Source organism: Pseudoalteromonas sp. DL-6 (assembly GCF_004328665.1).
Taxonomy (GTDB): domain Bacteria; phylum Pseudomonadota; class Gammaproteobacteria; order Enterobacterales; family Alteromonadaceae; genus Pseudoalteromonas.
Map to the genome: position 1 here is coordinate 1,376,337 of NZ_CP019770.1, position 12,683 is coordinate 1,389,019.

The following is a 12,683-nucleotide window of genomic DNA, read 5'->3' on the forward strand; positions in this document are numbered from 1 at the left end:
ACCTGTTGCTTTAAAATCACAAACCACAAATTATTGTGTTGTCCATAGAGTTGAGCAGGGCTTACATTCCTGTTAGGTAAATTTTAGCCAAAAAAAAGCGCGTTAAAAAACGCGCTTAATTAAATGGTAAACTAATCGAATTAGCTAACCACTTTTACTGGTACAGCTTGTCCTGCGTTGAACTTAGTTGTCATTGCTTCTTCAACAGGTGTAAACGATGTAAGGTCAATACCTTCAACCGCAGACTTGTACTCTTCGATAGTCGGGAAGCGACCAAGAACAGAAGATAGAACTACAACTGGCGTAGAACCTAGAAGTGACTCACCTTTTTTCTCAGATGTATCGGCTACTACACGGCCTTGGAAAAGACGTGTTGATGTTGCGATAACAGTATCACCAGGTTCTGCTTTTTCTTGGTTACCCATACATAAGTTACAACCAGGACGTTCAAGGTATAAGATATTTTCATACTTAGTACGTGCAGCCGTTTTTGGTTTTGCATCGTCAAATTCAAAACCTGCGTATTTAGCAAGAATATCCCAATCGCCTTCAGCTTTAAGCTCATCAACAATGTTGTATGTTGGTGGCGCAACAACTAATGGCGCTTTGAATGAGATAGAACCGTTTTTCTTCTCAAGGTTACGTAGCATGTGAGCAATAATTTTCATATCGCCTTTGTGAACCATACACGAACCAACAAAACCTAAATCAACAGGCTTGTCGTTGTAAAAAGAAACAGGGCGGATCACATCGTGAGTATAACGCTTAGAAACATCATCGTTATTTACGTCTGGATCGGCAATCATTGGCTCAACGATTTGGTCCAAATCAACCACAACTTCTGCGTGGTATTTAGCGTTGTCGTCTGGAGAAAGTGCTGGCTCTTCACCAGATTGAATACCTGCAATACGCTTGTCGGCTAAATCGATTAGACCTTGTAGCGTTTGTGCTTCGTTTTCCATACCTTTGTTGATCATGATTTGGATACGTGACTTAGCAAGTTCAATTGACTTAATTAACGTTTCATCATTTGAAATACAGATTGACGCTTTCGCTTTCATTTCTGCAGTCCAGTCAGTGAAAGTAAACGCTTGGTCAGCCATTAGGGTACCAATGTGAACTTCAATGATACGACCTTGGAACACGTTTTCGCCGCCAAATTGCTTAAGCATTTGCGCTTGCGTTGCATGTACAACATCGCGGAAATCCATGTGCTTAGCCATTTTGCCTTTAAACGTTACTTTAACTGAATCAGGAATTGGCATCGCTGATTCACCGGTTGCAAGTGCAACAGCAACAGTACCTGAATCGGCACCAAAGGCAACGCCTTTAGACATACGTGTATGTGAGTCACCACCAATGATGATAGCGCGATCATCAATTGTAATGTCGTTCAATACTTTGTGAATAACGTCAGTCATTGCATGGTAAACGCCTTTCGGGTCACGTGCAGTGATCAAACCAAACTTATTCATAAACGCCATTAGTTTAGGAATGTTTGCTTGTGCTTTGCTATCCCATACTGATGCTGTATGACAACCAGACTGATAGGCACCATCAACAAGAGGTGAAATCGTTGAAGCAGCCATGGCTTCTAATTCTTGCGCTGTCATTGGACCGGTTGTATCTTGCGAACCAACGATGTTCACTTTAACGCGAACATTTGAGCCTGCGTGAAGTGGCGTATCTGATAGTACACCTACCGCATTGCGGTTAAAGATTTTTTCAACCGCTGTTAAGCCTTGGCCTTCATGTGAAATTTCTTTTGAAGGTGCATAAACAAGCGGAGTTTCAATGCCAAGAGTCTCAGCAGCAAACGTTTGTAGTTTTTTACCGAATACAACAGCGTAAGAACCACCGGCTCTCATAAATTCAACTTTTTGCGGTGTGAATGCTGATGAAATATCAACAAGTTCTTTATCGCCGTTATAAAGCTTTTTCTCTTTAGTATTGATTGTTAACACAGTACCAGTAGCAACAGAGTAAGCCTCTTCAAGCACTGCATCACCATTTGCATCAGTTACTGTATTGCCGTCTGCATCTACTTTCTTAACCCAGTTTTTAAGGTCAAGACCAATACCGCCAGTTACATCAACCGTGGTTAAGAAGATTGGTGCAATGCCGTTAGTACCTGCAACAACAGGTGCAATGTTGATGAAAGGAACGTATGGACTTGCTTGTTTACCAGCCCAAAGTGCTACGTTATTCACACCAGACATACGTGATGAACCAACGCCCATGGTGCCTTTTTCAGCAATAAGCATTACTTTAGCGTTAGGGTGTTTCTTTTGAAGGGCAACAATTTCTTGTTGTGCTTCTTCAGTGATCATGCACTTACCGTGTAATTCACGGTCAGCACGCGAGTGTGCTTGGTTACCTGGAGACAGTAAATCAGTTGAGATGTCGCCTTCACCAGCAATGTAAGTTACTACTTCGATTTTTTCTTCGATGTCAGGTAGTTTTGTGAAGAATTCAGCTTTTGAGAAGCTCTCTAGTAATTCTTTAGCAATTGGGTTACCTGCTTCGTAGGCCGCTTTAATGCGCTCCATATCTGCATCGTATAAGAATACCTGAGTTTTCAGTACTTCTGCAGCTTGTGCTGCGATTTTTGCGTCATCAGCAAAGGCTAAATCAATTAGCATTTCAATCGATGGGCCGCCTTTCATGTGTGAAAGCAGTTCAAATGCAAATTCTGGAGTGATCTCTGCAACGTGCTCTTCACCTAAAATGATTTCTTTTAGAAACTGTGCTTTAACGCCCGCAGCACTGGTTGTTCCAGGTAAAGTATTAAAAATAAAGAAATGCAGTGAATCTTTACGGTGCTCGTTATTAGTATCTTTAATTTGATTAATTATTTCTGATACTAGTTCAGCGCTATCGATTGGTTGTGGGCTTAATCCAAGCTCCGTTTTACGGGTTTGGATTTCTTCCATATATTTTGTATACAAACTCATAGAAAACTCTCGGTAATTTACTTGATATGAAGTTAAGCATTTTAACTGATTTTACAGTTTCTAGTAATGCCTAAATGAATAAAGCTTTTATTCCTGACGATAATTATAGCTAGTTTTACTTATATAATTTGACGGTATTTGTTGCTCACCCTTAGATCCTATCGCACCTAAGCCATTAATTGTATAAATAAAACTAATTTCAATTATAAGTACAATGAATTTTGGTGTGAGTACAGTTATGTTTGGGCATAAAAAAGGGCTGAAAATTCAGCCCTTTTTTAATTTAGATTCTAAATTACAGATTATCTAAAAAGCGTTCTGCATCAAGTGCAGCCATACAGCCAGTACCGGCAGAGGTAATCGCTTGACGGTAAATATGGTCAGATACATCACCAGCAGCAAATACACCTGGCACACTGGTTTGGGTTGCATTACCGTTTAGACCAGATTCAACCACTAGGTAGCCGTCTTTCATTTCTAGCTGACCTTCAAACATATCGGTGTTTGGCTTATGGCCAATGGCAATGAACACACCCGCTAAATCAAGTTCTTCAGTAGCATCTGATGCCACATCTTTGATGCGAACGCCGGTCACACCCATTTGGTCACCAAGCACTTCATCAAGTGTACGGTTGTAGTGCATTACAACGTTACCGTTTGCTGCTTTTTCAGCAAGGCGGTCAGCAAGAATTTTTTCACTACGGAAACTATCACGACGGTGAATAACATGAACTTCATCAGCAATGTTAGACAAGTATAACGCTTCTTCAACAGCCGTATTACCACCACCAACAACCGCTACTTTTTGGCCTTTATAGAAAAACCCGTCACAGGTTGCACAAGCAGAAACACCACGACCTTGGAAATTAGTCTCAGATTCTAAGCCTAAATATTTAGCAGAGGCACCTGTTGCAATAATTAAAGCATCACATGTGTAAGTACCTTGGTCACCGGTTAGTGTGAAAGGGCGCTTAGATACATCAACTTTGTTGATGTGGTCGAACACAATTTCAGTTTCAAAGCGTTCTGCATGCTCTTTCATACGATCCATTAATGCAGGGCCGGTTAAACCGTGTGCATCGCCAGGCCAGTTTTCAACTTCAGTGGTGGTTGTTAGCTGGCCACCTTGTTGAATACCTGTAATTAAAACAGGGTTTAAATTAGCACGTGCAGCGTAAACCGCGGCTGTGTAGCCTGCAGGGCCCGAACCTAAAATAAGTAACTTACAATGTTTTGCTTCAGTCATGATCTTTTCCTAAACGTTTAATACGGTTTTAATGCGCCCGATTCTAAGAAAAACAAGCAGGAAGTAAATAAAAGATGAGATTATTTTTTTTCGCAAATTACAAAGCTGTTCATTAATGTGTACTAGTAAATGCATTAAAGGTAGCGCCCGCCTAATAAATAGACTGTTAGCCAATAAAACAACGTTAATTCATGACCAGCCTGATTTTTTTTGTTATCTTTTAACTAATTTTGATTTGTCACTGCTTAATTATGTGACCTAAGTGAATAGGCAACTATGTTATTTTGGCAAGAGAAACCCGCATTTGGGTTGACTTCAAAAGACGTTAACGTCTTAACCAATGCGCAAGAATACCGTACGCAATTGTTAGATTTAATTGCCAACGCAAAAAAACGAATTTATATCACCACACTTTACTTACAAGATGATGAAGCGGGTCGTGAAATATTAGCCGCACTACACAGTGCATCGTTAGCTAACCCTTCGCTTGAAATTAAAGTACTGGTTGATTTTCATCGCGCCCAACGCGGTTTAATTGGTGCAGAAAAGTCAGAGGGCAATGCAAGCTTATATTGCGACAGCTTAGAGAAGTTTAATTCAAACGTTCAAGTGTATGGTGTTCCCGTAAAAGCCAAAGAACTGTTTGGGGTATTGCATTTAAAAGGCTTTGTTATAGACGACACATTGCTCTACAGCGGTGCCAGTTTAAATAATGTGTATTTGCAATATAGCGACCGATACCGACTCGATCGCTACTTTTTAGTCTCGCAAAGCGAATTATGTGACTCAGTGGTCGATTTTATTGAATCAACTTTATTAAGCTCTGAAGCGGTACCAAGAATAGATCAACGACCGCTTAAACGCATGGCTGACTTTAAGCTTGAACAAAAGCAACTTATGCGTGAGCTTAAATCGGCAAGCTATAAAAGTGCGCAGAACTTGAATACTCATGCAATGGGCATTCGTTTATTTTTAGGTTTAGGCCGTCGTAATAATGAGCTTAATCGCTTAATTAAAGCGTTATTTGATACCACCGAGCAAGAGCTGGTGTTATACACGCCGTATTTTAATTTTCCGGCGCCATTAATGCGCTCTTTACGCAGGCTATTAAAGCAAGGTAAACAAGTAACTATTGTGGTGGGCGATAAAACTGCAAACGATTTTTACCTGCCACCTAGCGAGCCATTTAGTAAAATTGGTGCGTTACCGTATTTATACGAAACTATTTTACATAAGTTTGTAAAATCGCAAAAACGCCACATAGATAATGGCAACTTAAACGTATACCTTTGGAAACACGAGAGTAACTCGTTTCATCTAAAAGGGATTTGCTGTGACCGTAAAGTGCATTTACTTAGTGGGCATAACCTAAATCCGCGCGCGTGGGGGCTAGATATCGAAAATGGCATTCTGATAGAAGATCCTGAACAATCTATCATGCGCGATATTGATAATGAACGCCAAGAAATTTTAAAGCATTGTCGCCGTTTAACTGGGCCTGATGATTTAGAAACCATGGACGATTACCCGCAGCCGGTGAAAAAACTGCTTGGTCAAGCTAAGCGCGTAAAAGTCGACTTTATTATTAAACGATTTATATAACATTAGGGTCTGTTGACCACAGACCCTAAAATTTAGATACAAAAAAAGCAGCTAATTAGCTGCTTTTTTAATGCTTATACCTAAATTATGGCTTAGGTATAAGCGGTAACAATAACAGTTACGCGTTTTCTACTGCAGTGCGTGGGTCAACATATTCCATGTTGAACGCTTCAGCTACTTCTTTGTAAGTTACTTGGCCTTTAATTACGTTTAAGCCTTTTAAGAAGTGAGCGTCATCTAGTAGTGCCTTTTTGTAACCTTTGTTTGCAAGGTTAATAATGAACGGCAATGTTGCATTGTTAAGTGCAAACGTAGATGTACGTGGAACAGCACCTGGCATGTTAGCAACACAGTAGTGAACAACTTCATCAACGATGAAAGTAGGATCAGCGTGCGTAGTTGCTTTAGACGTAGCAATACAACCACCTTGGTCAATGGCAACATCAACAATGGCAGCACCTGGCTTCATTGCTTTAATGTGTTCAGCAGTCACTAGCTTAGGTGCAGCAGCACCCGGGATAAGTACGCCACCAATTACTAGATCAGCTTCAAGTACGTGCTTTTCAAGCGCGTCAGCTGTTGAGTAAATAGCTTTAACTTTATTACCAAACTGTGCGTCTAGTGCACGTAATACATCGATGTTACGGTCAAGTACAACAACCTCAGCACCTAGGCCAACGGCCATTTGTGCAGCGCTACGACCAACCATGCCGCCGCCAATAACAACTACTTTAGCTGGCTCAACACCTGGTACACCACCTAGTAACATACCACGACCGTGGTTTGCTTTTTCTAGCGCTTGTGCACCTGCTTGAATAGACATACGGCCAGCAACTTCACTCATTGGCGCTAAAAGTGGTAAACCACCGCGTGAATCAGTCACAGTTTCATAAGCAATACAGATTGCTTTACTTTTAACAAGGTCTTCAGTTTGTGGAAGATCCGGTGCAAGGTGAAGGTAAGTGAAAAGAATTTGGTCTTCACGTAACATTGCACGCTCAACAGCTTGTGGCTCTTTTACCTTGATGATCATTTCTGCTTTTGCAAAAACATCAGCAGCTGTTTCTAAAATTTCAGCGCCTGCTTGAACATAATCATCATTTGTAAAACCAATGCCCATACCAGCATTCGTTTCAACAATCACTTGGTGGCCGTGATTTACAAGTTCGCGAACACTCGCAGGAACCATACCTACACGGTACTCATGGTTTTTAATTTCTTTAGGTACACCAATAATCATAATTTTGCCTTGTTAGAACGGGATAAAAATTTTTCACTATTATATTCATGCTAGGGTAGTGTGTCCCACCTTTTTTTAAGCTCTTTGTAGTGTTAGTATCTGTAAAATTAATTTTATTAGAATAAAAAACTAAAAAGCCATGCATAACTTATTAGACCGTATTGATCGCAAAATTTTAGTCGAATTACAACTTGATGGCCGCCTGTCAAATGTTGAACTGGCCCGACGAGTTGGCCTAAGCGCCACGCCCTGTCTAGAGCGAGTGAAAAAGCTTGAACGAGAAGGTTACATTTTAGGCTACAAAGCGGTGGTTGATCCCGCCAAGCTTGGTCAAGGGCTTTCTGTGTATGTAGAAGTAACCATTACCAAAACATCGCCCGACGTATTTGAAGAGTTTAGTGCTGCTGTTAGAAAGCACGAAGAAATTATAGAATGTCATTTGGTATCAGGTAATTTCGACTTTTTATTAAAAACCCGGGTTAACGATATGTCAGAATACCGCGGCGTGCTCGGTGATATATTATTAAAGCTGCCCAATGTGAGTGAAAGCCGCACCTATGTAGTCATGGAAGAAGTAAAGGGTGAAGAGGGCGTTGTTATTCGTCCTTTTGTTGCTTAATGATAGAGTAACAGCCTTTAAAATACTTTTATTGTCGCAGTCAATTTTGCTTGGCTTAAGAAAAAGCCGATTAAATAATAAAAACTTGTTCATAATCAGGCCATCATGGTTAAGATAAAGTGCATCAAAATACATTTCCTGCTAAGGTATTCTATTGCCAAGTGAGTGTAAAAAATAATAATGAGGGATAGGTAATTATGCGCCTAAACGGTGTACAAAGACTATTAGAAACGGGGCTCATCGTCAGCACCTTTGCAGCGGTATTTATTTTATGTGCTTTAATTAGTTTTCATCCTGCCGATCCTGCTTGGTCGCAAACGGGTGAATTTACCAATGTACAAAATATAACGGGTACAGCGGGCGCGTGGGTGGCCGATATACTATTGCTCACTTTTGGTTGGCTTGCCTATTTTGTACCAGCGGCTATTCAGCTGCTAGGTTACCTGGTATTTAAGCAGCCGCACCGTATTTTACAACTCGATTACACCACACTTGGATTACGCATTATTGGCTTTGCGCTGTTTATTACCTCAGCAACTGCTATCAGCAGTATTAATTTTGACGATATTTATAATTTTTCATCCGGTGGGGTAGTGGGCGATGTGATTGCATCGGCGATGATGCCTGCGTTTAATTTTACCGGCACCTCTATTTTACTGCTGTGCTTCTTTTTTGCAGGATTAACGCTATTAACGGGTGTGTCGTGGGTACAATTTGTTGATTACTTGGGTGATTTAATTGTTAGGTTATACCGCTTTTTGGTTACCTATGCTCGCGGTTGGATGCAACGTGAACGCATTGCAGGTAAAGTACAAGACGAGCAACCCGATGCCTATTTTGAAGACGACACACGCCAACAAGAACCTGAGCTTGCTAATAAAACAGCAGACAAACCAAAAGCACTCGACAAACCAACAACTAAAGTAAACGCGCCGCAAGACGACGAGTTTATGCCGTTTGACGAGCTTGACCAAATACTCGATCAAGAAATTAGCTTTAGCGCCATAGACGATGAACCTATGGACACAGAAGCAGCACTTAATGCGCTAGATCAAAGCCCAGTGGTTGAACCTGAAAAACCAGCTACAACCGTGGTTTCACCAGCAAGACCCATTAACAAGCCAAAATCAGGGTTTCAACCGCCGCCAACTGCCAAAGAGAAGTTTGAGCAATTATTAGAGCAAGAGCCACCTCCGGGGCCATTGCCATCATTGGATTTACTAGACAGACCCGACAAAGCAAAAAACCCAATTTCGCAAGAAGAGCTTGATAGCGTATCGCGCCTTGTAGAAACAAAATTACTCGATTTTAACGTGCAAGCTACCGTGGTTGGAGTTTACCCCGGGCCCGTTGTTACTCGTTTTGAGCTTGATTTAGCACCGGGTATTAAGGTGTCTAAAATTACTGGGCTTTCAAAAGATTTAGCGCGCTCGTTATCGGCAATTAGTGTGCGAGTGGTTGAAGTTATTCCGGGGAAAACCTATATCGGTATTGAGCTGCCTAATAAATATCGTGAAATTGTGCGTTTATCAGAAGTGATAAACGCACCTAAGTTTGAGCAAAACCCATCGCCGTTAACCATGGTGCTTGGAAAAGATATTGCAGGACAACCTGTGTGTGCCGACTTAGGTAAAATGCCACATTTATTAGTTGCCGGTACAACGGGTTCAGGTAAGTCAGTGGGCGTTAATGTAATGATATTAAGCTTACTGTATAAATCGGGCCCAGAAGATGTTCGTATGATCATGATTGACCCGAAAATGCTTGAGCTTTCTGTTTACGAAGGCATCCCGCATTTATTGTGTGAAGTTGTGACCGACATGAAAGAAGCCGCTAACGCGCTGCGTTGGTGTGTAGGTGAAATGGAACGCCGCTATAAGCTGATGTCGGCTTTAGGTGTACGTAACTTAAAAGGTTACAACCAAAAAGTAATGGAAGCCAAAGAAGCGGGCTACCCAATAATGGATCCATTATTTAAAGACACCGATGGCATGAAAGAGGGCCCAGATGAGCTAGATAAGTTACCTAGCATAGTGGTGGTTATTGACGAATTTGCCGACATGATGATGATTGTAGGTAAAAAAGTTGAAGAGTTAATTGCTCGTATTGCGCAAAAAGCGCGTGCTGCGGGTATTCATTTAATTTTAGCAACGCAGCGTCCGTCGGTTGATGTAATAACCGGTTTAATTAAAGCGAATATACCTACACGTATGGCGTTTCAAGTATCAAGTAAAATAGATTCGCGCACCATACTTGATCAACAAGGCGCTGAAAACTTATTAGGCATGGGTGACATGCTTTATTTACCGCCAGGTACCAGTGTACCAGAGCGTGTGCATGGCGCGTTTGTAGACGACCATGAAGTACATGCCGTAGTAAACGATTGGAAAGCTCGTGCTAAACCAAATTACATAGACGAAATTTTAAATGGCGATGCCACCGAAGATATTTTATTACCAGGTGAGGCCAGCGAAAATGGCGATGAAGAGTCAGATCCGTTATACGACGAAGCGGTCGCCTTTGTAATAGAAACCGGTAAAGTGTCGGTATCATCAGTGCAACGTAAATTACGTGTAGGCTATAACCGTGCTGCACGTTTAGTAGAACAAATGGAAACATCAGGTATCGTGAGTGCACCAGGACACAACGGCGCACGCGATGTATTAGTACCTAATGGAGCAAATTAATGAAAAAATTAAGTAGTTTATTATTAGTATTGGGCAGTTTAGTGGCTATGCCCAGCTTTGCTGGCGACAGCCAAGCATTACAAGATAAGTTATCAACGTTAAAAAGCTTTAAAGCACAATTTAAACAAAACGTAACCGACGGTGAAGGCCAATTGGTAATGCAAGGCCAAGGCAATATTGCGCTGCAACAGCCATTGATGATTCGCTGGCAGCAAACTAACCCAGACGACACCTTATTTGTGTCAAACGGCGATAAAACCTATTACTTTGATAGCTTTGCTGAGCAAGTAACCATCATGAAAACCAGCGGTTTAATTGATTCTACACCGTTTATATTGCTCACCTCTAAAGACCCTGCGCAATGGGAAAAATACAGCGTGCTTGCCACCGATTTAGGCTTTAGCATTACCCCAAATAAAGGCGTAGAAAGCCAAGTAGAGCAGCTTGATATTACTTTTGCTGATAACGAAAAAGGGCTTGCAAAACTGGTAGTTAAAGATAACTCAGGCCAGCTATCTGCGTTTACATTTAGCAATGCACTGGTTAATACTGAGCTTGATAAAACAACTTTTGAATTTACCCCGCCAGCGGGTGTAGAAATAGACGATCAGAGTAACGGTGAGTAATTTAGGTTTTAACTTTGGGCCCGATGTACGTCCACTCGCTGCGCGTATGCGCCCTTTATCGCTTAACGATTACATAGGGCAACAGCATTTACTAAGTAACGACAAACCGCTGCATCAAGCCATTGTTGCAGGGCGTTGTCATAGTTTAATTTTATGGGGCCCGCCAGGGGTAGGTAAAACTACGCTAGCGCAAATTATTGCCAATCATGCCGATGCTGAACTAATTCAAATGTCGGCAGTAACGGCGGGCGTAAAAGATATACGCGATAGCGTAACCCAAGCGCGCGATAACTTACAAAGCCGTGGCCAGCGTACTTTAATGTTTGTTGATGAAGTACACCGCTTTAATAAATCTCAGCAAGATGCGTTTTTACCGCATATTGAAGATGGCACTTTTATATTTGTAGGCGCGACCACCGAAAACCCCTCGTTTGCGCTTAATAACGCGATTTTGTCTCGTGCAAGGGTGTATGTTTTAAAATCCTTACAGGAAAGCGATTTATACACAGTAATAGAGCGTGCACTTAAACAAGATGAGCAATTAAGCCAAAAACATATCGTGATTGCAGATAACGCCAAACAGGCGCTATGCCAAGCAAGTGGTGGCGATGCTCGTAAAGTGCTTAATTTACTCGAGCAAGCAGTCGATTTAACCACTGAGCAAAACGGCCAATTTCATGTTGACGAACAGGTACTCAGCCAAGTACTGCCCACGCATTTAGCCAAATACGATAAAGGCGGCGATGAATTTTACGATTTAATTTCGGCGTTTCATAAATCAGTTCGAGGCAGTTCACCCGATGGGGCGCTTTATTGGTACTGCCGTATTTTAGCCGGTGGCGGCGACCCGCTTTACGTTGCAAGGCGCTTATTAGCGATTGCTACAGAGGACATTGGTAACGCCGATCCGCGCGCGATGGAAGTGGCTTTAAACGCATGGGATATATTCCAACGAGTTGGCCCCAGTGAAGGTGAGCGCGCCATTGCACAGGCCACCTTGTACTTAGCCAGCGCGCCTAAAAGCAATGCGGTTTATATGGCGTTTAATCAAGCTAAAGACGATGCTAAAAATCAGCCAAGCTACCCGGTGCCAGAGCATTTACGCAATGCCCCCACCAACTTAATGAAAGACTTAGGCTATGGCGCAGAGTATCGTTACGCGCATAACGAAGAAGGCGCATTTGCTGCTGGCGAAAAATACCTACCGCCAGAAATGGATGGCAAACAATACTACCAGCCAAGTGATCGTGGACTTGAGCAAAAAATTAAACAAAAGCTCGATTATTTAAAAGAGCGCGACGCACAAAGCCCAGTAAAACGTTATGAGCATGATTAAACTTTACATGATGATCGCTCTTGGCGGAGCGTCAGGAGCCTGTTTACGGTTTTTTATTAGCGAAACCATGCTAAAACTCCTCGGTAGGGGATTCCCTTTTGGCACGTTGACGGTTAATATTCTGGGTTCATTGTTGATGGGCATTTTGTACGGTTTAATCGATAAGCAGGTTATTGCCGTTAGTCCCGCTAAAACCCTCATCGGAATTGGCTTTTTAGGTGCGTTAACCACCTTTTCAACATTCTCAATGGATTCGTTGTTGTTATTACAACAAGGTCACTTTATTAAAATGGCCCTCAATATCATCTTAAACGTGATGGTGTGTATTTTTATGGCTTGGCTGGGCCTTCAGCTAGTAATGCAAAAAGGTTAA

9 protein-coding genes are annotated in these 12,683 nt (G+C 41.8%); 6 read left to right on the forward strand and 3 right to left on the reverse strand.

Going from position 1 to position 12,683, the window contains the following annotated elements; translation table 11 throughout:
• Positions 1-140: 140 nt before the first annotated feature.
• Positions 141-2,954 (reverse strand): bifunctional aconitate hydratase 2/2-methylisocitrate dehydratase, encoded by a 2,814-nt coding sequence (locus tag B1F84_RS06385; RefSeq protein WP_131690908.1) that lies wholly within the window; start codon positions 2,952-2,954, stop codon positions 141-143.
• A 295-nt stretch (positions 2,955-3,249) separates the two neighbouring features.
• Positions 3,250-4,200 carry a thioredoxin-disulfide reductase gene (trxB, locus tag B1F84_RS06390; protein ID WP_008110078.1) on the reverse strand — a complete coding sequence of 317 codons (951 nt, stop codon included), beginning with the start codon at positions 4,198-4,200 and terminating at the stop codon, positions 3,250-3,252.
• Between the two features lie 276 nt (positions 4,201-4,476).
• On the opposite strand from trxB, the gene pssA reads away from it, so the two are divergent.
• Positions 4,477-5,802, forward strand: coding sequence for a CDP-diacylglycerol--serine O-phosphatidyltransferase (pssA, locus tag B1F84_RS06395; protein WP_076920393.1), 1,326 nt, complete (start codon positions 4,477-4,479; stop codon positions 5,800-5,802).
• 118 nt (positions 5,803-5,920) lie between these two features.
• Here the strand turns inward: pssA and ald are convergent, their stop codons facing one another.
• Positions 5,921-7,042, reverse strand: coding sequence for an alanine dehydrogenase (gene ald, locus B1F84_RS06400; RefSeq protein WP_008110075.1), 1,122 nt, complete (start codon positions 7,040-7,042; stop codon positions 5,921-5,923).
• Between the two features lie 139 nt (positions 7,043-7,181).
• Between ald and lrp the strand changes: the two genes are divergently transcribed.
• The 5 genes from lrp to crcB all read left to right on the forward strand — a co-directional run bounded on the left by lrp (position 7,182) and on the right by crcB (position 12,683).
• Complete coding sequence (lrp, locus tag B1F84_RS06405) at positions 7,182-7,661, forward strand: leucine-responsive transcriptional regulator Lrp (RefSeq protein WP_008110073.1); 480 nt, start codon at positions 7,182-7,184, stop codon at positions 7,659-7,661.
• Positions 7,662-7,858: 197 nt separating this feature from the next.
• The gene (locus tag B1F84_RS06410; protein ID WP_076920395.1) at positions 7,859-10,348 is read left to right on the forward strand and encodes a DNA translocase FtsK; all 2,490 of its coding nucleotides are present in this window, start codon (positions 7,859-7,861) and stop codon (positions 10,346-10,348) included.
• On the forward strand, positions 10,348-10,974 hold the full coding sequence (gene lolA / locus B1F84_RS06415; RefSeq protein ID WP_131690909.1) for an outer membrane lipoprotein chaperone LolA: 627 nt from the start codon (positions 10,348-10,350) through the stop codon (positions 10,972-10,974). Before B1F84_RS06410 ends, lolA begins: the two co-directional genes overlap by 1 nt.
• The gene (locus B1F84_RS06420) at positions 10,967-12,310 is read left to right on the forward strand and encodes a replication-associated recombination protein A (protein ID WP_131690910.1); all 1,344 of its coding nucleotides are present in this window, start codon (positions 10,967-10,969) and stop codon (positions 12,308-12,310) included. Before lolA ends, B1F84_RS06420 begins: the two co-directional genes overlap by 8 nt.
• Positions 12,303-12,683, forward strand: coding sequence for a fluoride efflux transporter CrcB (crcB, locus tag B1F84_RS06425; protein WP_010389726.1), 381 nt, complete (start codon positions 12,303-12,305; stop codon positions 12,681-12,683). The genes B1F84_RS06420 and crcB overlap by 8 nt, the downstream gene beginning before the upstream one ends.

Excerpts from the sequence above, each read along its gene's own strand:
- B1F84_RS06385 (WP_131690908.1), bottom strand. The coding sequence starts at position 2,954 with ATGAGTTTGTATACAAAATATATGGAAGAAATCCAAACCCGTAAAACG.
- trxB (WP_008110078.1), bottom strand. The coding sequence starts at position 4,200 with ATGACTGAAGCAAAACATTGTAAGTTACTTATTTTAGGTTCGGGCCCT.
- pssA (WP_076920393.1), top strand. The coding sequence starts at position 4,477 with ATGTTATTTTGGCAAGAGAAACCCGCATTTGGGTTGACTTCAAAAGAC.
- ald (WP_008110075.1), bottom strand. The coding sequence starts at position 7,042 with ATGATTATTGGTGTACCTAAAGAAATTAAAAACCATGAGTACCGTGTA.
- lrp (WP_008110073.1), top strand. The coding sequence starts at position 7,182 with ATGCATAACTTATTAGACCGTATTGATCGCAAAATTTTAGTCGAATTA.
- B1F84_RS06410 (WP_076920395.1), top strand. The coding sequence starts at position 7,859 with ATGCGCCTAAACGGTGTACAAAGACTATTAGAAACGGGGCTCATCGTC.
- lolA (WP_131690909.1), top strand. The coding sequence starts at position 10,348 with ATGAAAAAATTAAGTAGTTTATTATTAGTATTGGGCAGTTTAGTGGCT.
- crcB (WP_010389726.1), top strand. The coding sequence starts at position 12,303 with ATGATTAAACTTTACATGATGATCGCTCTTGGCGGAGCGTCAGGAGCC.